Genomic DNA, 21,360 nt, shown 5'->3' on the forward strand with positions numbered 1-21,360 from the left:
TCTCCCCGTTTGCGGGGAGAAGAAAGCTAGCCATGTCGGACTCCAAGCAGAAAGTCGCGACACTCGCCGCCTGGTCGATCATCATCGCCCTGGCCGTCCTGGCGCTGAAGGCGTTCGCATGGTGGATCACCGGGTCGGTGGCGCTCTATTCCGACGCGCTGGAATCGATCGTCAATGTGATCGCGTCGGGCGCGGCACTCTATGCGATCCGCATCAGCCACAAGCCGGCCGACCGGGGCCACCCATTCGGCCATCACAAGGCCGAATATTTTTCGGCAGTGCTGGAAGGCGTGCTGATCGTCGTGGCGGCGCTGCTGATCCTGGCCGCGGTGTGGCGGGCCTGGCAGGCGCCGGGCGTGCTCGAACAGCCCTGGACGGGACTGGCGGTCAACGGCTTCGCTTCGGCAATCAACGCAATCTGGGCGCTGATCCTTATCCGCGTCGGGCGGGCGGAGCGTTCGCCGGCGCTGGTCGCCGATGGCCACCACATCATGACCGACGTGTTCACTTCTGTGGGCGTGATCGCCGGATTGATTGGCGCCGTCGTCACCGGCTGGACGATCCTCGATCCACTGCTTGCCGTCGTCGTCGCCCTCAACATCCTGTGGCAGGGCTGGAAGGTGATCGGTTCATCGATCGGCGGGCTGATGGACATGGCGGTCGACACGGACGAGAACATGCGCATCCGCGACATCATCTCGACCAATTGCAAGGGCGCCTTGGAGGTGCACGACCTCAAGACGCGCATCGCCGGCCGCGCCACCTTCATCGAATTTCACCTCATCGTCGACGGCGACATGGCGGTGCGGGAAAGCCATGTGATCTGCGACCGCATCGAGGACGCGCTAAAGGCCGAAATCCCCAGCGTGCGCGTCACCATCCATGTCGAGCCGGACGACGAGGCGAAGCTGCCGCTCGGCACCACGGCGGTGCCTTTCGCCTAGGGCGCATTAAGCTTGCATCCAGCGGCATCATCCGACCGGTGTGCATTGGGAAACCTCCGGTGCCAGAGGTGCGACGATTTCGACGGCTATCCAGGGCCGCACTCCATAGCCGGAATAAAGCGCCGAAAGCAGCAACTCGGCGACTTCGGCGAAGTCCTGCCGTTCAACCGCAGTGACCATAAGGTAATAGTTTCCTTCGCTATGGTCGGTTGCAAAGCCGAGATCGGAGAGGGCGGCGATGGATGCGGCCGGCAGGAAACGGGTTCTTGGCTCGTCTTCTCCATGTGCGTAGTAGCCCGACGCGGCTTCGCAAACCAACTGGCCGTCATCGTCGAGGAACAGGCACTGGACATAGCTCTGATTGAAGCCGGGCAGATTTACCGCGATGAAACGGTTCATGTCACCCGCCCGGCTGACCCGATGGATAATTTCCAGCCGTTCGGCAATCGGGCAGTGATGCATCCGGACAAATTTCTGAAGATCGTCTGCGCATGCCGGAACAATCGCCGACATGATCAACCATATTGCTGCGGCAATCCAAAACAGCCCAACCATCCAACCCTCCCAAGCCGATACTTTGGATTTAGAACAAAAAGAGAACATATGCAAGTGTCGGCGAATGCAGGCCGGTGGGTTTAAATCGGCGGCGACTGCGGCTACCAAGGCGCCATGGAACCAGCCGAGTCGTCGCGACGCGAACCGCTGACCGGCAAGCCGCCGGGTCTGCAGTGGCTGGTTTTGCTGGTCATTTCCGCCCTTTTCGCCTTCGTGCTCGAGATCGCAGCACTTCCCGCCGCCCTGCTGATCGGGCCGATGCTGGCGGCGATCGTCGCCGGCACCCATGGCGCGACCGTTCGCCCGCCGAAAGCCGGCTTCGCCGCTGCGCAAGCGATCGTGGGCGTGCTGATCGCGTCGTCGCTGTCGCCGAAGATTTTCTCGTCCTTCGCCGCCGACTGGCCGCTGTTTCTCGCCGCCGTGGTGGCGACGGTTACCGCATCGAGTTTCCTCGGCTACCTGATCAGCCGCTGGAAGATACTGCCCGGAACCACGGCCGTGTGGGGCTCGACGCCGGGCGCGGCTACCGCCATGGTGCTGATGGCCGACGCGTTCGGGGCCGATGCGAGGCTGGTCGCCTTCATGCAATATCTGCGGGTGATCTTCGTCACCGTCGCGGCGGCACTGGTCGCGCGTCTCTGGGTCGACACTTCCGGCATCGAGGCGCCGCCGACGGTCTGGTTCCCGCCGATCGAGGCCGGACCTTTCGCGGCAACCCTCGGCGTGGCGCTCGTCGGCGGTTTTGCAGGATGGCTGGTGCGGCTGCCGTCGCCTTATTTTCTCGGCGCGCTGATTGTCGGGGCGGCGCTGCATCTTGGCGGACTGAGCGATTTCCAGCTGCCGGAATGGCTGCGGGCGATTTCCTATACGCTGATCGGCTGGACGATCGGCCTGAATTTCAACCGCACCATCCTGCGACACGCAGCCCGGGCGCTGCCGCAGATCGTGCTTTCCATCATCGCGCTAATGGCGTTTTGCGGCGGGCTCGCCTGGGTGCTTGCGCACGAGTTGGGCGTCGATCCGCTGACCGCCTATCTGGCGACCAGCCCCGGCGGCATGGATTCGGTCGCCATCATCGCGGCCGCTTCGGATACGGTCGACATTTCGTTCATCATGGCGCTGCAGACGGCGCGCTTCCTGTTCGTCCTGGTGCTGGGGCCGCCGATCGCCCGGCTGATCGCCCGGCTGGTCAAGGTGTAAGCGAACTCCCCTTCCAGAAGCTGCATTTCCGTCGGCTGCAAGCCCGTTCGCGTCGAAACCGCCGCTTGGTTTCCTGCCTCCGAGGCATCGGAACAGGGGAACATACGGCTCCGGAACATAATTCGTCTTGCGAACAGGAGCCCCGATTGTGCTAGACCTCAAGGAGCCAGTGGACTGACGTCGTGTGGAACGGCAGCCAAGCGGCGCTTGAGGTGGGGACGTCATGAGCGTTTCGGTCCGCAGTGCGTTTGTGGTTCTGGTCCTGATCGCCGGCCTGTTTTACGGCCCTGGCAGTGTTTTCGCACAGTCGCCAGCGCCGCCTCCGCCTGAAAAGGTCGACCAGCTGCTCGAGCTTCTGTCCGATCCAGAGGTGAAGGCCTGGCTCGCTGCGCAAGGGGAAAACAAGGCGGCAGCGCCTCCCGCCGCCACCACCACCACCACCGGTGACGGAACAATGATGGTGGCGCCTTCCGACCTCACATCGGCGCTCGACAGCACGCGCAGCCGCATCGACGAGATGGTGAAGGCGGCGCCGCTTGTGCCGGCGCAGTTCGAACAGGCAGTGGCCAAAATCAGGGCCGAAATCCGGGACAAGGGGACGCCCGGCATACTGATCCTCGTCATAGGCTTCGCCGCGGTCGGCTTCGGCGTCGACTGGGTGGCGCGCCGCCTGCTGGCGGGCTACCGGCAGTGGATGATTTCGCTGCCGCCGGACACGCCGCACGGCCGGGTCAAGGCGCTGGGCAGCCGCCTGCTTTATTCGGCCATCATGGTCAGTGCATTCGTGGCCGGCAGCGTCGGCGTGTTCCTGGCGTTCAACTGGCCGCCGCGGCTGCGCGAAGTGGTGCTTGGATATCTGCTCGTGGTGATCGTAACCTGGGCGACCCTGACAGTGAGTCGCGCCTTCCTGCTGCCGCCCAGCCTCGGCGTGCCGCATGCCACCAAGCTGCGGGCTTTCCCGATGACCGACGAGCGTGCCGGCCACTGGCACCGATGGATCGCCATCAACGTCTTCTGGGTGACCTTCGTCGCCGTTACTTTCGCGCTGCTGCGCTCGCTGGGTTTCGACCGCGTCAGCCAGACCGTGCTGTCGGTCCCGACCAGCTCGATCCAGCTCGTGCTCCTGCTGCTGGCGGTGTGGCTGCGGCCGAAGCTGCCGTCGCAGGTCGATTCCAAGGCCGAGCGTATCCGCGCCATCGGCTGGTCCTGGCTGCTTACGCTTTATTTCATCGCGATCTGGGCCATCAACATCGCCGGCGCGCGGCGCTTCTTCTGGTTTGTGGTCGCCGCTGCGGCATTGCCGGCCGCACTCGTGCTTGTGCACAGGGGCGTGCATTACGTGCTGCGGCCACCTGAACCTGAAACCGGCGCCAAGCCGATCGCGCCGGTGATGCTTGCCGTCGCCGACCGTGGCATCCGCGTCGTGCTGATCATTGCCGCCGCGCTGCTTCTGGCGCGCGCCTGGGGCCTGGACATGGAGAGCATGGCCGGCGACAACATGACCAACCGCCTGCTGCGCGGCGGACTCAAGGCGGCCATCATCGTGCTGGCGGCTGATTTCGGCTGGAGCATCATCAAGGCGATTATCGCCCGGCGGCTCGGCGACATGCCATCGGAGGGCCCCGCCAATCCGCAGAATGCGCGGTTGAGGACGCTGCTGCCGATTTTCCAGAACATCCTGCTGGCCACCCTTATCGTGATCACCGGACTGATGGTGCTGTCGTCGATGGGCATCCAGATCGGGCCGCTGATTGCCGGCGCCGGCGTCGTCGGCGTTGCCGTCGGCTTCGGCGCGCAGACGGTGGTCAAGGACGTCATCTCCGGTGTCTTCTACCTGCTCGACGACGCCTTCCGGGTCGGCGAGTATATCCAGAGCGGCACCTACAAGGGAACGGTCGAGAGCTTCAGCCTGCGCTCGGTCAAGCTCAGGCACCATCGGGGTCCCGTCTATACCGTTCCGTTCGGCGAGCTTGGCGCGGTGCAAAACATGAGCCGCGACTGGGTGATGGAGAAGTTCTCGATCAACGTCGATTACGACACCGATATCGAGAAGGCCCGCAAGATCATCAAGAAGATCGGCCAGCAATTTGCCGAGGATCCCGAATTCGCCGCCGACATCATCGAACCGCTCAAGATGCAGGGCGTCGAGAATTTCGGCGACTACGGCATCGAGCTCAGGCTGAAGCTGATGACAAAGCCCGGCCATCAGTTCACCGTCAAGCGCAAGGCATATGTCGCCATCAAGCAGGCGTTCGCGGAAAACGGAATCAAGATTTCCACGCCCACGGTCCATGTGCAGGAAGGCGCTGGCGCAGGTGCGGCGGCGGCGCACCACGCGGTGCAGAAGGCGGCCAAAGAAGCGACCGCTGCAGCAGCAGGAAAGGCATAAACACGGGCAGCGGTGCGCTGCCCGGGCCTTGCGCCGCCAAACCGGCTCCTGTATGAGAGCGCCATGCATTCGCGCCAGACCACCGTCGTCTCCCGTCCGTCCGCTTTCGCGGGCGCGACGCTGCGCGCGCTTTCCTCGACCCTGCTTCTTCTCGGCCTTATCGGCGATCGCCGGGCTCGCTAGAGGAGCACCCGGCGGTCGAAAAAAGCCGTACGGGCCGATGCTCCTTGCCAGTCACAATCACCGCATAACCTTCTATAGTGGCGCTGCTTGCGCCCGGCCGGATCGCCCTGCAAGCCGCCTGGAGACGAGACGATGAACGCACCGCAACGCGCAACCAGCGAAGAAGCCGCGGCCGCCAAGGGCATGCCCAATGCCTCGCGCAAATATGAACCCTACCCCATGGTCGGGCTTTCCGACCGCACCTGGCCATCGAAACGCATCGAGAAGGCGCCGATCTGGTGCTCCGTCGACCTGCGCGACGGCAACCAGGCGCTGATCGACCCGATGGGACACGATCGCAAGGCGCGCATGTTCCACCTGCTGCTCGACATGGGCTTCAGGGAGATCGAGGTCGGTTTCCCCTCGGCCTCGCAGACCGATTTCGATTTTGCCCGCTGGTGCATCGAGGAAGGCAACATCCCCGGCAACGTCGACCTGCAGGTGCTGGTGCAATGCCGGCCCGAACTGATCACCCGCACCTTCGAGGCGCTTGAAGGTGCGCAGACGCCGATCGTGCATTTCTACAATTCAACCAGCGAGTTGCAGCGCCGCGTCGTGTTCGAGAAGGACGTCGCCGGCATCAAGCAGATCGCCACGGACGCCGCGAAGATGATCGCCGACATGGCCGCCAAGGCCGGCGGCGGCTACCGCTTCCAGTATTCGCCGGAGAGTTTCACCGGAACCGAACTCGAAGTGGCACTGGAAATCTGCAACGCGGTTGCGGAGATCATCAAGCCGACGCCGCAGAACAGGCTGATCATCAATCTGCCCTCGACGGTGGAGATGTCGACGCCCAACATCTATGCCGATCGCATCGAGTGGATGTGCCGGCAGCTCGACAACCGCGACCGCCTGATCGTCTCGCTGCATCCGCACAACGACCGTGGCACCGGTATCGCGGCGACCGAACTCGGCCTGATGGCGGGTGCGGACCGCGTCGAGGGGACGCTGTTCGGCAACGGCGAACGCACCGGCAATGTCGATATCGTAACCCTGGCGCTCAACATGTATACGCAAGGCGTCGATCCGGAGCTGGACTGCTCGGACATCCAGCGCATGCGCGACGTCTACGAATATTCGAACCAGCTGAAGATCGCGGAGCGCCACCCTTATGTCGGCGAACTGGTCTACACGGCGTTTTCCGGCTCTCACCAGGACGCCATCAACAAGGGCATGAAGGCGATCAAGGTCGCCAACAAGCAACTGTGGGAAGTGCCGTACCTGCCGATCGATCCCGCCGATGTGGGTCGCTCCTACGAGGCGATCATCCGCATCAACTCGCAATCGGGCAAGGGCGGCATCGCCTATGTCCTGCAGGCCGATTACGGCCTGAATCTGCCGCGCAACCTTCAGATCGAGTTCAGCCGCGACATCCAGTCGATCACCGATGCGGAAGGCAAGGAGGTGCCGGCAAAGCGCATCCACGACCGCTTTCTCGACGTCTATGTCGAGCAGCCGCAAGGCAGGCTGAAATTCGTCGACCACCAGACCTATCCCGATACCGGACGCAAGGGGCTGCGCATCGTCGAGGCGAAAATCCTCGATGGCGGCGTCGAGGTAACGATCAGCGGCTCCGGAACCGGGCCGATCGACGGTTTTGTCGATGCGCTGTCACGGCATATCGGGGTGCCGCTCTCGGTGTTCGACTATTCCGAGCATTCGATCCAGCGTGGTTCCAACGCGGCGGCGATCAGCTACATGGAAGTCGAGCACCCCGGCGGCAGGATCTTTGGCGCCGGCATCAACACCAATATTGTCGCCGCTTCGCTCGAGGCGGTTGTATCGGCCGCCAATCGCATCTTGCAATAGCACTCCAAAGACTGCTAAGCCGGCTTAGTTGAACAATCAACCGCCCGCGCCAAAGCGCGGGCGGTTTTTATTGATCCTCGCGCCACGCCTGCTTGTGTGCTGGAACAGACCTTATATTATCGGTTCCGGCTCGTATCGAAAGGTCCGACGCTTGCAACAGAATACGCCTGCCGCCCCCGCAGTGCGCGAAACTCTTGAGCGATTGCTCGCCAGCGAGACCTTTGGACGGTCCGAGCGAGCGCGCAAGCTCATTCGCTATCTCGTCGAACGGGAACAAGCCGGTGAAGCCGAGAGGCTGAAAGGCTTCTCGATCGCCATGGACGTGTTCGGCAAGGACGCCGATTTCGATTCCTCTACCGACGCGGTGGTGCGCGTCCAGGCCGGGCGGCTGCGCGAGCTGCTTGCCCAGTATTTCGCCACCGAAGGCGCCAACGACCCGATCCGCATCATCATTCCGCGCGGCAGCTATGTGCCAGCCTATGAACCCGCGACGCCGAAGCCCGCCGCCGCGAAGCAGCCTGCTGCCGAGGCTGGCGGCGTGGTCGGCGCGATCGGCGGCCATCCGCTGGCCTTGCCGGGCGGTCTGGGCCGGAATCGGCCGCCGACGATGCAACTGGCTCGCCAGCTGCGGCTGTTCTGGGCCGCGATGGCGCTGATCATCGGAATGCTGGGTTTTGTGGTCTACCGGATGACAGCGCCCGAAACAGCCGCCGTCGGCGACGTGATCACTGCCGCAACCGGCCAGCCGCCGGGCACCAGCGCCCGCATAGCGGCGGAAGCGCTGCCGACCGTCCACATCAAGATGAAAACCGGGAACCAGAATACCGGACGGGTCGCCTCGGTCCTGCGCCGCGGCCTGTCCAGCTTCGACACGGTGTCGTTCATGGCGCAGGCTGGCGAGGAGCCTCCAAGCCTGCTCGATTACACTTTCGAGGTGTCGGCCGGGGTAGAGCCCGGCAGTGTCGACATCGAATTGCAGTACCGCGCCACCGGGAAGGTCCTGTTGTCGCGGACGCTGTCGGCCGGAGAGATCGCCGGTTCGCTCGACGATCAGATTGCGACGATGCTGAGTTCATCGATACCGGTGTCGGGCATTCTTTATGCGCATATAGAGCAGAGCGGCCTGCAGTCGGGCCTGACCAACTGCCTGCTGCTCAACGACGACTACTACCTGAGCCAGACGGAAGCCAACCATCTGGCGGCCTACAAATGCTTCGAGGGACTGGTCAAGGCTGGCGCCAAATCGCCGCTCGTCTATTCCGAGATCGCATCGCTGCACCTCAAGACGGTGACCGATGGCTTCGCCTATCCGAAAGGCGCGACCGCGGAGCAGGGGCTGGAACTCGCCCGCAAGGGCGTGCTGATGGGACCGACCAGCCCCTATGCCCATCGTTCCTACGGGTTCCTGAACTCGCGGGCCGGCACGCCTGAAGAATCCATCCGCTGGATGAAAAAAGCTTACGAACTCAACACGTTCGACCTCAGCATGGCAGCGGCCTATGCCTATGCGTTGATCTTCTCGAGCGACTACGCCGAGGGCGTTCCGGTGATGAAGCGCGCAGTCGAACTGTCGAGCGCGCATCCCAGCTGGTGGGACTACGGCCTGTTCCTGGGCCAGTATATGCTCAATAACAAGGCCGGCGCGGCGCAGGCCGCCGATGCGCTTGCCACCACCAAGCGGCCGCATTATCTGGCGGCGCGGCTGGTTGTGGCCTCAGAGGCTGGCGACAAGGTTGCGACCGAAGCGCTTGCCGCGCAAATCGCCGCGGCTTTTCCGAAATTTGCCGAAGATCCGCGCTCGACCTTCGTCAACGGCAAATATCCGGCCGATTTCACCGACAAATTTGTTTCCGAGTTGCGTGCCGCCGGTCTGGGCGGCGGTAGTTAAAACATGACGCCAAAAAGTTGCAGATTTTTTGGATAACATCATGATTTGTTTCGCTCCAGTGCTCTGGAGAGCTTGGATTCCAATGCGTAGCTCACGCGTCTTTCATCAGCGGACAAACCGGGATGCTGTATGCGGCAATGGAGGATGTAGCGATCGTGAGGGGTGTTGTTCCAAACCTCATGGGGAAAGGTGTCGTCAAAAAGCAGAACCTTGCCATTTTCCCAGCGACGCGTATCGCCGCCAACTTTGATGGCGATGTCGCCATCAGGAATCCGCAGGCCATAATGCAACCGAAGCTTGTGGTTTACGCCTCCGCAATGAACGGGAATTGATCCTCCCGCCTTCAGGACCGAAAAGTGGGATTTGGCGATATAGTTCGCGTCACGCATTTCACGCAAAAGGGCGGCGATTTTCGGAAACACCTTGGAAGCACCGGGCACCTCCTCGGCCTCGTTGCCGTAGAACAAGAAAATTTTCCACCCTTCATTCGCACCGTAATAGAAGGTGGCCGCTCCCTCGCCAAATGTCACCGAGCCCATGTTGTTTTCGAATTCTGCCTGATACTCCCCAAACAGCACTTCCATCCGCTTCAGGAAGCCCTGCATGGCGGGGTCAAAATCTTCGATATTCCACCATGGTTTGTCTTCGAGGCCCGGAAGGGTCATGAAGTCCGGATTCTGTACGGGAATGTTCTGCGTTGAACGAACGACGTCGCTCACGTGAAATTTTGCCCTCTTGAAGCGCCCGCAATCGACCCCCAATTCCCTCTCTGCCTCACCGATAACGTCCGACCAGATTGTTTCAATGTTTTCATACATGTTTTGCTCCATGGGGGACGTCACTCGCCCGTTGACCGCGTTTCACTAAATCTAGACGTGTGTTCCGTCCGTGGGAAGCAGGCGGACGACCGCCGCGCCGTTCCCGATCCGTACGAACTCGCCGACAAGGACGGTTTACCCGTCATCGCTTTCATGGAAGGCTGTGGGACAGGCTCGAATCTTCGGCGGGACGCTCTTCTTGAATCAATCCTTGTATGCTTTGCAAAGCGGCCAAGGTCCGCAAACGGTCGTGCTGCTACATGGATTCGGCGGCTGCCACGGCCTGTGGCGGCCGGTGCAGCAAGCGCTTGCTAGAGATGCCCGCGTGCTGGCCTATGATCTTCCCGGCCATGGCGGCTCCCTGGACTGGCCGGAAGCCGGGCCGGCCAAGGTGGCGGTGCGGGCGATATTGGCCGATCTCGAAGAGCGTGGCGTCGACCGTTTCCACATTGCCGGGCATTCGATGGGCGGCGCGATCGCGGCGATGATGGCGTTGGCAGCACCTTCCCGCGTCGCGTCTCTCACCCTTCTGGCTCCGGGCGGCTTCGGCGAGGAGATCAACGGTCGGCTCTTGCGCCGCTATGCGGCGGCGACGAGCGAGGAGCAAATCCGCGCGTGCCTGGAAACGATGACCGGGTGGCCCAACCCGGTGCCGGACGAGGCGGTGGAGGCGCTGGCGGAGATGCGGCGCCATCCCGGCCAGACCGACAAGCTGGTGGAGATCGCCGCCTCGATCGCCCGCGATGGCCGCCAGGGCGTCATTGCGCGCGAAAAACTTGCGGAGTTGCCGATGCCGGTCGCTGTCGTCTGGGGCATTCTCGATGGCGTGTTGCCGGTGCACCAGGCAAACGGCCTGCCGCCTCTTTTCGCCCTGCACCTGATCCCCGCAGCCGGCCACATGCTGCCCGAGGAGAAGCCCGAACTGGTAACTGAAATCATCCGCCGCACCATGCGCTGAGTTGCGCCGCCCACACGCTGGACGCCGGTTGCGCCGCCGTGAAAACGCCGGTTTCGGATGCATTGGCTGATCCGTCGTGTTAATTCTTCCTTAACGATGGCCATATGGGTTTGAGCCGCCCGGCCTGCTGATGGAGCCGAAGCCTGATGAGCGAGCCAGGTGAAATCGTGACGCCGGCAGACAAGGGACGCAGGCTTGCCGACGCGATCCGCGATGTCCGCAACGCCACAGCCGACCGCGAGGACGTGGTGGTGGACATGCGCGAGGCGCAGCGCATGCGGCTCGAACTGCTCGCCGCCGAACTCGCGCCGGTTTTCGCCGACGTGCCAGCCGACAATGAATGGTTCGATTTCGCTATCTCGTCCGGTTTGCAGCCGCGGCTGTGGATCGACGCGGTAAGCCACGTGTCGATGGGGCGCGACCGCCGTACCTACCGTTTCCTGCGGGACTCGCGGCTCGGCCGCATCGTGCTGGCCGAATCGACCGACATGAAGCCTGTCGCCGACCAGGTGACGCGCTACGTCGCCGAACGCATCGTGGAGCGACAGCGCATGATGGAAGGCACGGCTACGCCGGTTCTTATCTCCGCCGCGGCGTCCGCGCCCACGCCCGCCAGCGTCGTACCCACGCTTGTCACCGAACCGAAAACCGGCCTTCCGGAAATCCGTATCGAGGAAGGCACGCGTTCTGGCCGCTGGCAGGCTTTCTGGGCAGGGCTCGGCCTCGTCTTCGTCGGCGGCCTTGCCGGGCTTGTTCTGATGATGGCTGCAATCTGGCTGTGGAGCAGGGTAGGGACGCTCGGAATCAACCTTTGACGGCGAGCGGCGCGGAGACGGCAGGCGGAGTTTCGCCGAGCAGATCCTGGGATGAAAGTTCGACCGGCGGCATCGACGCGCCGGTCAGCCCGCGCCGTGTCAGGCGAAGCGTCCAGTTATCCCTGTCGCCGGAAATGTCGAGCTGGTTCCATTGCGCTGCCGGTTTCGAGCCGCCCGGCGCCTGACCGGCTGCAGCGACGCCCACCACCGGCACAGTGCCGTCTTTGCCGGCGATCGTGTAGAGGCTGGGCAGGTGGGAATGGCCATGCACCACCAGTTCGGCGCCGTGGCGCAGCACCGTCTTCTGGAAGCGGCCAATTCCGAAAAGGCGCTTGTGCGGCCCGACCGCATTGCGGATTGGCGGGTGATGAATCATGACGACGCGGAACAGGCCTTTCGCGCCGGTCGCGTCGAGCAGCCTGGCCATCCGCCGGCTCTGGCCCTCGCGGAAATAGCCGGTCGCCATGAAGGGGGCGGTGGCGCGCGCCGAGGTGACGCCGATCAGCGCGACGTTGCCCCTGAGGCGCAGGTATGGAAATGCGTCGCGGTCGCGCGGCGGGTTGGCGCCGTCGCCTGTCATCCAGTTGCCCCACGCGCGGCAGACCTTGTCGAAGGCGCCGGGAACATAGGCGTCGTGATTGCCGGGCACCACCGACACATCATGTGGATTGCCAAGCAATTCCAGCCACTGCTTGGCCATGTCGATTTCGATGTCGAGCGCCAGGTTGACGAGGTCGCCGGTCACCGCGATATGGTTCGCGCCCGACGCCTTGATGTCGCCGACGATGGCGTCGATGACGCTGTCGTGCAGGAACTGCCGGCGGTTGCGATGCCAGTTGACATAGCCTGTGATCCGCTTGGAGACGAGATCGCGATAGGCTACATCGGGAAGCGGCCCCAGATGGACGTCGGAAAGATGCGCAAGCCTGAACATGAATTCCTTCTAAGCCACGGTGCATCCGCTTGCCAACGGCCAATGGCCGCATGAGCGAGACGATCAGCGACCAAGCTTTTCGCCAGGCCGGATGGCCGGGGCTGCGCTCCCGGCTGTTCCACTTCCTTTTTCTGTTGCGGCGCCCGATGACGCTGGGCGTTCGCGGGCTGGTGCATGACGAGGCGGCAAACGCTGTCTTTCTCATCCGTCACACCTATGTGCCCGGCTGGCAATTGCCGGGCGGCGGCGTCGAGCTTGGCGAGACGATGGCCGAATCGCTGGAGCGCGAACTGGCGGAAGAGGGCAACATCGAATGCCTGACGCCGCCGCCACTGCGTTCGCTGCATTTCAACCGGCAGGCAAGTCGCCGCGATCACGTCGCCCTCTATGTGATTTCGGCTTTTCGGCAGAGTGCGCCGAAAATGCCTGATCACGAGATCGCCGAGGCGGGGTTCTTCCCGCTCGGCCGGCTGCCGGAGGATACGACCCCTGCAACGCGGCGCCGGCTGGCGGAAGTGTTCGACGGGGCGCCGGCCTCGCCTTACTGGTAGCGGAAAGACCTCAAGCCGCCTTCCTGAAACGGTCGCGGTTGTGCGGCGCCGCATAGTCGATCTCCGGACCGATCGGCACGATGCGGGTCGGGTTGATGGTTTCGTGGCTGCCGTAATAGTGCTTCTTGACGTGCGCCATATCGACAGTTGCGGCCACGCCCGGCACCTGGAAGAGATCGCGCACATAGTTGGACAAGTTCGGGTAGTCGGCGATGCGGCGCAGATTGCACTTGAAGTGCCCGACATAGACCGGGTCGAAGCGCAGCAGCGTGGTGAACAGCCGCCAGTCCGCTTCGGTGATGCGGTCGCCGGTGAGATAGCGGGTACGCGACAGGATCTCCTCCAGTTCGTCGAGCATGGCGAAGACGTCGCGGAAGCCTTCTTCATAGGCCTCCTGCGTCGTGGCGAAGCCCGCCCGGTAGACGCCGTTGTTGAGCGACGGGTAGATTTTGGCGTTCAGTCGGTCGATCTCGGCGCGCAGCGGCTCGGGATAAAAATCGATCGACGCATCGGCCCATTCGTCGAATGCGGAGTTGAACATGCGGATGATTTCGGCGGATTCGTTGGAGACGATCGTTTCCTCCCGCTTGTCCCACAGAACCGGAACCGTCACCCGACCGGAATAATGCGGGTCGGCCCTGGTGTAGATGTCGCGCAGGAACGGGAGGCCATAAAGAGGGTCGCCGGTGCCGCCATCTTCGGCGAGGAAGGTCCAGCCATCCTTGCCGAGGAAATAGTGTACGACGGAAACCGGGATCAAGTCCTCGAGTTTCTTCAGCTTGCGGTAGATCAGTGTGCGGTGTGCCCAGGGGCAGGCGAGCGAGACATAAAGATGGTAACGGCCGGGCTCGGCCTTGAAGCCGCGCTCGCGACCGGGAGCCGGCGTACCGTCACGGGTGATCCAGTCGCGGAAGCCGGTTTCGGAGCGGATGAACTTTCCGCCGCTGGTTTCGGTGTCGTACCAGTCGTCGCGCCAGACGCCATCAACGAGCAATCCCATGGAGCGGTTCCTTCTGTTGGTAACCGGTGATGTAGGGTTGCGCGTGGGGCAACGAAACCCCGCCAACGGTGAACAGTTCATCCATCTTGACGGTTTCTGACGAAAGCCGATTGCCGCACGCGAGATTTGATGCTAGCGGGATTTCCCGATGATGACGTTCCTTGCACCCCGGTTCGATCGACGACGAATGGGCGCCCGCGCTTAAAGCGCTGACTGGCGATAGCCGTGCTGTGCGCGGCGAAAAAAAGACCCTTCCTCTTCGCACCGGATGCAAAGACCATGAACGCTGCCGACGTCGCTTACCTGCCGGAAACTCCGGCGCACGATGCCGAAATCGACCACATCAACGAAGAGGCTTTCGGGCCTGGACGCTTCACGCGCGCTGCCTACAAGATCCGCGAAGGCGGACCGCACGAGCGCGCCCTGTCCTTCGTGGCGACCTATGGCGGAGCGGTGATCGCCTCGGTGCGGATGACGCGCGTGGCCGCCGGCAAGGGCAGGGCGCTGATGCTCGGGCCGTTGGCGGTGCGGCCCGATTACAAGAATGTCGGCATCGGCAGAAAACTGGTACGGATAGCATTGGAGGCGGCGCAGAAGACCGGGGCCGCGGCGGTCATCCTGGTCGGCGACGAGCCCTATTACGGGCCGCTGGGCTTCAAGCGCATCCCGCGCGGCCAGATCTCAATGCCGCGCCCCGTCGACCTCGACCGGCTGCTCGCCGTCGAATTCCAACCCGGCGCTGTAGCCAGGCTGACCGGCATGGTCGACCATGAGGACGTGTTGCTGCGGTCTGCAGTTCAGGTGAAGGTGGCCTGAACGGTCGCGATCCATAGAATGGCCGTTACCCATCCCTGCATCGCGGCAGGGAGCTAAAGGATTGCGGGCTGCCACTATGACGAAATCCGACCTCGCCGACGTCTACAAAGGCTACATTGCTTGCCTGAACGAACAGGACTGGCCGAGGCTGGAGCATTTCGTTCATAGTGACGTTCACTACAATGGCGAGCGGATCGGACTGTCAGGCTATCTGGAGATGCTGGAAGGAGATTTTCGTGCGATTCCAGACCTCCATTTCGACATCCATCTGCTCATTTCAGAACCACCGCGTGTGGCGAGCCGTCTGCACTTCGACTGCACGCCGAAAGGAAACCTGTTTGGCCTTCCTGTAAATGGGAAGAGAGTTTCGTTCGCCGAAAATGTGTTCTACGAGTTCAGGGAGGGCCTGATCGAGAAAGTATGGTCGGTCATAGACAAGGCGGCGATCGAAGCCCAGCTTTAGAGCAAGCACGGGGACATGATTGTCTCCGTATCATGCCTGACCTTTCAATTTCGGCCCCGCCACACCGCAATGGCAATCGTCAGCCCCGAAAATGACGAAGAGCCCCAGCACCAGCGGAACTGTTTTCGAGCCGGCATCTTCTCGCAGCCAACCGGGAGAAGCGAAAAACTTACCGACCCTCGCGATACCACATCGAGCCGAGGGCGAAGAGCAGAAGCGCCAAGCCGAAGAAGCCAGCGAACAGCGGCACCCGGCGCACCGATTTAAGGATGCTGTCATTGGTGGTGCGCAGCCCGATCCAGTCGCGGCCGGCGGCGTCGCCCGCCGAACGCACCGGCACGATTCCGGGCAGGTTGATGCCGGTGAGGCCTGCGAGCCTGCGCACGCTGCCGCCGCTCGCTTCGGCGGCCGGGCGCAGCACGTCGGTGGTCGAGACGGTGTCGGCGAATTCCGGCGCGTTGATCGGCCCAACATGGGCCAGCGCCTTCAGGTCGCCATTGCCGATCTGATAAAGGCCGATCTCGTCGGTCTCGACGCTGCCGGTGAACACGCCGGGCGATTGCGAGGTCAGCGTCACATTCATGGTCTTGCCGGATGGGGTGATCACCTGCGCCGGGCCGGGGTCGTCGCGCATGGTCTGGCGGCGGATGTCGAGTGTCATGCCGCGGCCGCCGGCGGTGAGCCGTTCTTCCTCCAGCTCCGGCTCCTTCATCAGCCAGTGGGCGATGCGCCGGTAGAGCGCGACATGCGGGCCGCCACCCTCGAAACCGCGCGCCCACAGCCAACCCTGATCGGACAGGAACATGCCGACGCGGCCTTCGCCCTTGCGGTTCAGCACGAGCAGCGGCTTGTTGTCGGGGCCGCTCATGACGACCTCGCCCTGCGGCTGGTCGATGCCGATCAGCCGGAACCAGCGGCTCCATTGCGGCGGCTCGGTGTTGGAGCCTTCCAGCCCCCGCGTCACCGGATGGCGTTTGCCGGTTTCGGTGAGGCGGGGATAAAAACCCTGCTCGACGATCTCGCCTGTTGGCAGGCCGGGCAGGGCGGCGATCAACGGCGTGCGTGCTATCGACTGCTCGCCGGCATATTCAGGGCCGGCGGCGATCAGAAGTGCGCCGCCCTTTTCGACATATTCGGCGATGTAGTCGTAATAGAGGATCGGCAGCACGTCGCGGTGCTGGTAGCGGTCGAAGATGATCAGGTCGAAATCGTTTATCTTCTCCACAAAGAGCTCCCTTGTGGGGAAGGCGATCAGCGAGAGCTCGTTGATCGGCGTGCCGTCCTGTTTTTCCGGCGGCCGCAGGATTGTGAAATGCACCAGGTCCACCGCGGCGTCCGACTTGAGCAGGTTGCGCCAGGTGCGTTCGCCGGCATGCGGCTCGCCCGAGACGAGCAGCACGCGCAGGTTCTCGCGGATGCCGTCGATCGTCGCAATCGTGCGGTTGTTGCGCTCGGTTATCTCGTTCGGGATCGGGTCGATGGCCAGTTCGACGATGTTGCGGCCGGCCTCCGAAACCACGATGTCGAGCGGGGTCTCCTGGCCGATTATCGCACGTTCGACCGATTTCTGTTCGCCGTTGATCGAAACGCGCACATCGACGGAGCCGGTCTGGCCGGTGGTGTCGATGACGCGGTAGGTCAACTCGACCGGCTTGCCGACGATGCCGAAGCGCGGCGCCTTTTCCAGGCGAATGCGCCTGTCGCGTTCGCCTTCCTCGCCGGTGATCAGTGCGTGCAGCGGAGCGGACAGGCCGGATCCGCTGGACGGCACGTCGTGCACCTGGCCGTCGGTCACCATGATGGAGCCGGCGACGCGCGACGGCGGCACGTCGCGAAGGGCGCTGTCGAGCGTGGCGAAAAGTCTGGTTTCCGCCCGTTCCTCGATAGCCGCCGAAGGTGCAGCATCGACGACGCGGACTTCGAACTGCTTGAAGCGGGCAAGGCGCTCCTGCAGCCCGGCGATGGCTTCGTCGGTCTGCTTCTTGCGATCTCCGATCTGCTGGCTTTCGCTGCGGTCGGCGACGATGGCGACCACGCTCTTCAGCGGCTCGCGTTCCTCGTCGAGGAAGACGGGATTGATAAGCGCCATCGCCAGCGCGGCAATTGCGGCGATACGAAAGGCCACGCCGCGCTGGTGAAACCACAGGATGACCGCTGCAAGCAGCAGCATCGGCGCCAAAATGATGGCAAGCAGTTGCAACGACAGAAGCGGCTCAAGAGTGATGGACCAGTTCACGCCATCGCCTCCTACTGACCCAGCCGCTGCAGCAGGTCCGGCACATGCACCTGATCCGACTTATAGTTTCCGGTCAGCATGTACATGACGATGTTGACGCCTGCCCGGTAGGCATAGACGCGCTGCATGGGGTCGGCCGGAATGGTCGGCAGCAGCGGGCTGCCGCTTTCATCCACCGCCCAGGCTCCGGCGAAATCGTTGGCGGTGATCAGGATCGGCGAGACGCCGTCGCCGGTGCGCACCGGGCGGTTGTCGATGTTGGAGGCGTCGAGCGAGGCTTCGACCCAGAGCGGACTGCCGTTGAAGCGGCCGGGAAATTCCGGAAGAATGAAGAAGGCCTTGGTGAGGACGTGGTCTTCCGGCACCGGTTCAAGCGGCGGCACGTTGAGATTGCCCAGAATCTGGCGAAGCCGCATTGTCGCGGGGCTCGTCGACGCATCAAGCGTGGTGGCGTACTGATCCCGCGTGTCGAAGAGGATCGTGCCGCCTTCCTTCATGTACTGGTCAATGCGCGCGATTGCCTGGTCGGTCGGCATCGCCGCGTTTGGATCGATGGGCCAGTAGATGATGGGATAGAAAGCAAGCTCGTCCTGTTCCAGGTTTACGCCGGCTGGCGCACCGGGTTCGAGCGCGGTTTTCTCGATGAGAAACTGCGTCAGCCCGGCCAACCCCGCCCGACTTATGGAATCGACCGCCGGGTCTCCGGTCACCACATAGGCGAGCCTGGTGACGGAAATGGCTTCGACCGCTTCCGCGTCCCCGGCCTTGATGTCCTGTGCAAGCACCGGGGGTGGCGTTGCCACCAACGCGCCCATCGCCACCAGTGCAATCATTGCCGCGGTTGCAGCCCCAGGGCGGGTGCGCGGCCGGCGCGGGAAGACGCCCTTCAGCCACAGGACGATGATGCCGTCGATCAAGAGGAGAAGGATAGCCGCCGCGGTCAGCGGGCCCTTGAGGTCGCGGGATTCATCGAAGGCGTATTGTTCGCGATGCACAGGAACCGACATCGAGGGCCGTTCCAGGGGCACGAAAGTGGCGTCGGCGGCAAGCAGGTTGTGGGCGTACAGGCCTTCCTCCGTGCCATAGAGGCCGGGCGGGTTTTCCAATGTCACCGCCGGGGGCGCGTTGCCGCCGACGGTAAGGGATTTCGTCTCGGCGCCAGGCGGCATCAAGGCGCCATCCGCGGAGATCACCCTGTAAGGAGCCAATGACGAGGTGGTGGAGGCAGCCGAAGCCGTCGAAGCTCCCTGGTTCCTGGACAGTTGAACGATGCGGCGCAGCATTTCCACGAATGTGCCCGAAATCGGCAGGTTCGACCAGGTTGCCTGAGGGGCGACGTGAAACAGCACGACCATGCCTTTGCCGCGCTTGTCGCCGGTGACCAGCGGGGTGCCGTCGGCCAACGTCGCCCAGGTGCGGTTAGCGAGATCGGGCGTCGGCTCGGCCAGTATCTGCCTGTTCACGGTAACGTCGTCGGGCGGCGGAAGGGTGGCGAAGGGGCCGCTCGAGGGAAACTCCCTGACCGCCTGCGGTGTCGTCCAGGACAGGGCGCCGCCAAGCGAGCGCTCGCCGAGCCGCAGCGGAACGGGAAGAAGCTCCTCGTCATTGCCGGACGTCAGCAGCCGCGAGCTCGCAAAACGCACCAGCGTCCCGCCGTTCTCCATCCAGTCGACGAGCTGCGGCCGCACGGTTTGGGGAATGGTTCCGACGTCGCCCATGATAATGATCGCGGGCTTCTGTTCCAGCAGCTGCGGAATCGCTTCGGTCAAGTCCGGACTAGGGGGCTCGACGACATCGGCGAATGGTTCCAGAGCGCGGCGGATGTAATAAAGCGGCGACAGGAGAAGACGCGCCTGATCGACAGGTGTCTGGGACAGCAAGCCGACGCGCCGGCGCTTTTCGGTGTCGTCCAGCACGCGGACGGCCGCGGCGGACGCTTCTCCGTCGAGCGAGATCGACGCGAAATCGTTGCGCAGCTCGAACGGAACGACGATTTCGCCGGTGGCGACGGTTTCACCCGGCCGGAATGTGATAGTGGCGTCGCCGATGCGCCGTCCTTTGTCGTCCAGGGCTCCGGCCGTCATGAAGCGTGGCGCGGCACCGGCCGGTGCGCGCGTCGCCGTGATGGTGAAGCCATCGACTGCGTTGTTGGCGGCGGTGAGGCCGACGAGGTCCAGCCGGTCGGGGGTGATCCAGACGACGTTAGCGGGCTGCTCGGCCAGCAATCCTGCAAAGGCCTGCTCGTCGCCGGCGGCGGAGAGCCCGTCGGTCAAAAACGCCATGGTGGCGCCCGGCAGGTCCGCCAGCGCTCCAGCCACGCGCGCGAAGACGCCCGGCCTGTCGGTTGGTATGGGACGGGGCTTTACCGCGTTCAGGTGATCGCGGGCCTCCTGCGCGTTGAAAGGGCCGATCTCCGCATTGGGCCGTTCCGCGGTAAAGGCGAGGATGATGGGAACGTCGTTCCGTTCGGCATCGCCGATCAGCCGCTCGGCGGTGGCGACACGGCGCTCCCAGTCAGGCGCGCTCGCCCAGCCATTGTCGACCACCAGCGCCAGCGCGCTGCCGTTGGCGGGCAGCTCCTCGCGCGGATTGAACACCGGTTCGGCCAACGCCAGCACGATCAGCGCCGCCATCAGCAGGCGCAGGAGCGTCAGCCACCACGGGCTCTGGTGCGGGGTCTCTTCGCGCTTCAGCACGCGGGCAAGAATCTTCAGCGGCGGAAACACTTCCATCTGAGGCCGCGGCGGCGTCAGCCGCAGCAGCCACCAGATCACCGGCAGCGCCAGCAGGCCCCAGAGGATGGCTGGAAAGCCGAAGGAGAGCGGCAGCCAGCTCATCTTATGCCTCCGGCGGCATAATGTGCCTCGGCGGTCATGGCCATGTGGACCCGCACCAGCGCGTCGGAAGCCAGGCGGTCGGTGTGATTGATGGAGTAACTCCAGCCGAGCCGCTTGGCCCAGGCGGCGAGTTCCTCGCGCCGGGCGACGTAAAGGTTGCGGTAGTCCTGGCCTAGCAATTCGGCGCGGCCCGCGGTCAGCTTGTCGCCGGTTTCGGGGTCGCTGAATTCGGTACGACCGGAATAGGGAAAACTCTCCTCCGCCGGGTCGACCACCTCGATCAGATGCGCGCGCACGCCGTGGCGCGACAGCACATCCAGCCATTCCATCGTCTCCTCGACGGGATCGAGGAAGTCGCTGGCGATGACGATGTCGGAGAAGCGGCGGATGCTGGACAGGTCGGGTTTGGCCGGCAGTTCCACGGCATGGGACAGATGCGAGGCCAGCCGCTCGGCGCCGTTGCGCGCGGTGAGGGGGTCGGTGATGCCGGGCCAGGCGATGCGTTCGCCGCTGCGAGACAAGAGTTCGGCGAGCGCCAGGATGAGCACCAGGGCGCGCGACTCCTTGGAAACGATGGCGCCCTGCGATTTGTAGAGCATCGACGGCGATGGGTCGGCCCACAGCCAGACGGTGTGGGCGGCTTCCCATTCGCGGTCACGCACGTAGATATGATCGTCGCGGGCGGAGCGGCGCCAGTCGATGCGCGACATCGTCTCGCCATCGACATAGGGGCGGAACTGCCAGAAATTCTCGCCGATGCCGCGCTTGCGGCGGCCATGCCAGCCGGAGATAACGGTGGAGACGACGCGACGCGCCTCGACCAGAAGGTCGGGCACCAGCGAAGCGCGCAGCCTTGCCCGGGCGAGCGCATCGCGTGTCGCAACCGGTACTGACGCCTCGCCGATTTTCGCCATCAGAGCCTTGT

The 21,360-nt window shown here is 63.6% G+C and carries 17 protein-coding genes; 10 read left to right on the top strand and 7 right to left on the bottom strand.

Going from position 1 to position 21,360, the window contains the following annotated elements; translation table 11 throughout:
- The first annotated feature begins 32 nt into the window (after window positions 1–32).
- A complete protein-coding gene (locus F3H98_RS11925) occupies window positions 33–944 on the top strand; it encodes a cation diffusion facilitator family transporter (RefSeq protein ID WP_149760383.1) in 912 nt (303 codons plus the stop codon).
- Between the two features lie 27 nt (window positions 945–971).
- Here F3H98_RS11925 and F3H98_RS11930 read toward each other — a convergent pair whose 3' ends face one another.
- Entirely contained in the window at window positions 972–1,607 is a 636-nt protein-coding gene (locus F3H98_RS11930) for a TY-Chap domain-containing protein (RefSeq protein ID WP_149760384.1), read from the bottom strand.
- Window positions 1,608–1,613: 6 nt separating this feature from the next.
- Between F3H98_RS11930 and F3H98_RS11935 the strand changes: the two genes are divergently transcribed.
- The 4 genes from F3H98_RS11935 to F3H98_RS11950 all read left to right on the top strand — a co-directional run bounded on the left by F3H98_RS11935 (window position 1,614) and on the right by F3H98_RS11950 (window position 9,007).
- A complete protein-coding gene (locus F3H98_RS11935) occupies window positions 1,614–2,699 on the top strand; it encodes an AbrB family transcriptional regulator (protein ID WP_149760385.1) in 1,086 nt (361 codons plus the stop codon).
- 223 nt (window positions 2,700–2,922) lie between these two features.
- Entirely contained in the window at window positions 2,923–5,088 is a 2,166-nt protein-coding gene (locus F3H98_RS11940; RefSeq protein ID WP_149760386.1) for a mechanosensitive ion channel family protein, read from the top strand.
- A 366-nt stretch (window positions 5,089–5,454) separates the two neighbouring features.
- Window positions 5,455–7,119 (top strand): 2-isopropylmalate synthase, encoded by a 1,665-nt coding sequence (gene leuA / locus F3H98_RS11945; RefSeq protein WP_188130413.1) that lies wholly within the window; start codon window positions 5,455–5,457, stop codon window positions 7,117–7,119.
- Between the two features lie 181 nt (window positions 7,120–7,300).
- Window positions 7,301–9,007, top strand: a complete 1,707-nt coding sequence (locus tag F3H98_RS11950; RefSeq protein ID WP_244621679.1) for a tetratricopeptide repeat protein — start codon at window positions 7,301–7,303, stop codon at window positions 9,005–9,007.
- A gap of 38 nt (window positions 9,008–9,045) precedes the next feature.
- Here the strand turns inward: F3H98_RS11950 and F3H98_RS11955 are convergent, their stop codons facing one another.
- The gene (locus tag F3H98_RS11955; RefSeq protein WP_188130404.1) at window positions 9,046–9,825 is read right to left on the bottom strand and encodes an aspartyl/asparaginyl beta-hydroxylase domain-containing protein; all 780 of its coding nucleotides are present in this window, start codon (window positions 9,823–9,825) and stop codon (window positions 9,046–9,048) included.
- Between the two features lie 199 nt (window positions 9,826–10,024).
- Between F3H98_RS11955 and F3H98_RS11960 the strand changes: the two genes are divergently transcribed.
- On the top strand, window positions 10,025–10,783 hold the full coding sequence (locus F3H98_RS11960; protein ID WP_149760390.1) for an alpha/beta fold hydrolase: 759 nt from the start codon (window positions 10,025–10,027) through the stop codon (window positions 10,781–10,783).
- A gap of 146 nt (window positions 10,784–10,929) precedes the next feature.
- Window positions 10,930–11,598, top strand: a complete 669-nt coding sequence (locus F3H98_RS11965) for a hypothetical protein (RefSeq protein ID WP_149760391.1) — start codon at window positions 10,930–10,932, stop codon at window positions 11,596–11,598.
- Here F3H98_RS11965 and F3H98_RS11970 read toward each other — a convergent pair.
- A complete protein-coding gene (locus F3H98_RS11970) occupies window positions 11,588–12,532 on the bottom strand; it encodes a metallophosphoesterase family protein (RefSeq protein ID WP_149760392.1) in 945 nt (314 codons plus the stop codon). The genes F3H98_RS11965 and F3H98_RS11970 overlap by 11 nt on opposite strands.
- A gap of 50 nt (window positions 12,533–12,582) precedes the next feature.
- On the opposite strand from F3H98_RS11970, the gene F3H98_RS11975 reads away from it, so the two are divergent.
- On the top strand, window positions 12,583–13,083 hold the full coding sequence (locus F3H98_RS11975) for an NUDIX domain-containing protein (RefSeq protein ID WP_149760393.1): 501 nt from the start codon (window positions 12,583–12,585) through the stop codon (window positions 13,081–13,083).
- Window positions 13,084–13,093: 10 nt separating this feature from the next.
- On the opposite strand, the gene F3H98_RS11980 is transcribed toward F3H98_RS11975, so the two are convergent.
- Entirely contained in the window at window positions 13,094–14,083 is a 990-nt protein-coding gene (locus F3H98_RS11980; RefSeq protein ID WP_149760394.1) for a glutathione S-transferase family protein, read from the bottom strand.
- Window positions 14,084–14,362: 279 nt separating this feature from the next.
- Between F3H98_RS11980 and F3H98_RS11985 the strand changes: the two genes are divergently transcribed.
- Together F3H98_RS11985 and F3H98_RS11990 are read left to right on the top strand one after the other, a co-directional pair.
- Complete coding sequence (locus F3H98_RS11985) at window positions 14,363–14,899, top strand: GNAT family N-acetyltransferase (RefSeq protein ID WP_149760395.1); 537 nt, start codon at window positions 14,363–14,365, stop codon at window positions 14,897–14,899.
- Window positions 14,900–14,975: 76 nt separating this feature from the next.
- Window positions 14,976–15,362 (top strand): ester cyclase, encoded by a 387-nt coding sequence (locus F3H98_RS11990; RefSeq protein WP_149760396.1) that lies wholly within the window; start codon window positions 14,976–14,978, stop codon window positions 15,360–15,362.
- Window positions 15,363–15,531: 169 nt separating this feature from the next.
- Here the strand turns inward: F3H98_RS11990 and F3H98_RS11995 are convergent, their stop codons facing one another.
- Genes F3H98_RS11995 through F3H98_RS12005 form a run of 3 tightly spaced genes read right to left on the bottom strand, consistent with a single transcriptional unit; the run spans window position 15,532 to window position 21,349 of the window.
- The gene (locus tag F3H98_RS11995; protein ID WP_149760397.1) at window positions 15,532–17,598 is read right to left on the bottom strand and encodes a hypothetical protein; all 2,067 of its coding nucleotides are present in this window, start codon (window positions 17,596–17,598) and stop codon (window positions 15,532–15,534) included.
- 11 nt (window positions 17,599–17,609) lie between these two features.
- On the bottom strand, window positions 17,610–20,435 hold the full coding sequence (locus tag F3H98_RS12000; RefSeq protein WP_149760398.1) for a DUF4159 domain-containing protein: 2,826 nt from the start codon (window positions 20,433–20,435) through the stop codon (window positions 17,610–17,612).
- Window positions 20,432–21,349 (bottom strand): DUF58 domain-containing protein, encoded by a 918-nt coding sequence (locus tag F3H98_RS12005; protein ID WP_149760399.1) that lies wholly within the window; start codon window positions 21,347–21,349, stop codon window positions 20,432–20,434. Before F3H98_RS12005 ends, F3H98_RS12000 begins: the two co-directional genes overlap by 4 nt.
- Between the last annotated feature and the right edge of the window lie 11 nt (window positions 21,350–21,360).

This window comes from Neomesorhizobium albiziae, assembly GCF_900114255.1.
Classification (GTDB): Bacteria; Pseudomonadota; Alphaproteobacteria; order Rhizobiales; family Rhizobiaceae; genus Neomesorhizobium; species Neomesorhizobium albiziae.

Bases quoted from the DNA above. Each gene is read 5' to 3' on its own strand.
- F3H98_RS11990 (WP_149760396.1), top strand. From the start codon at position 14,976: ATGACGAAATCCGACCTCGCCGACGTCTACAAAGGCTACATTGCTTGC.
- F3H98_RS11940 (WP_149760386.1), top strand. From the start codon at position 2,923: ATGAGCGTTTCGGTCCGCAGTGCGTTTGTGGTTCTGGTCCTGATCGCC.
- F3H98_RS11980 (WP_149760394.1), bottom strand. From the start codon at position 14,083: ATGGGATTGCTCGTTGATGGCGTCTGGCGCGACGACTGGTACGACACC.
- F3H98_RS11935 (WP_149760385.1), top strand. From the start codon at position 1,614: ATGGAACCAGCCGAGTCGTCGCGACGCGAACCGCTGACCGGCAAGCCG.
- F3H98_RS11925 (WP_149760383.1), top strand. From the start codon at position 33: ATGTCGGACTCCAAGCAGAAAGTCGCGACACTCGCCGCCTGGTCGATC.
- leuA (WP_188130413.1), top strand. From the start codon at position 5,455: ATGCCCAATGCCTCGCGCAAATATGAACCCTACCCCATGGTCGGGCTT.
- F3H98_RS12005 (WP_149760399.1), bottom strand. From the start codon at position 21,349: ATGGCGAAAATCGGCGAGGCGTCAGTACCGGTTGCGACACGCGATGCG.
- F3H98_RS11965 (WP_149760391.1), top strand. From the start codon at position 10,930: ATGAGCGAGCCAGGTGAAATCGTGACGCCGGCAGACAAGGGACGCAGG.
- F3H98_RS11955 (WP_188130404.1), bottom strand. From the start codon at position 9,825: ATGTATGAAAACATTGAAACAATCTGGTCGGACGTTATCGGTGAGGCA.
- F3H98_RS11970 (WP_149760392.1), bottom strand. From the start codon at position 12,532: ATGTTCAGGCTTGCGCATCTTTCCGACGTCCATCTGGGGCCGCTTCCC.
- F3H98_RS12000 (WP_149760398.1), bottom strand. From the start codon at position 20,435: ATGAGCTGGCTGCCGCTCTCCTTCGGCTTTCCAGCCATCCTCTGGGGC.
- F3H98_RS11975 (WP_149760393.1), top strand. From the start codon at position 12,583: ATGAGCGAGACGATCAGCGACCAAGCTTTTCGCCAGGCCGGATGGCCG.
- F3H98_RS11985 (WP_149760395.1), top strand. From the start codon at position 14,363: ATGAACGCTGCCGACGTCGCTTACCTGCCGGAAACTCCGGCGCACGAT.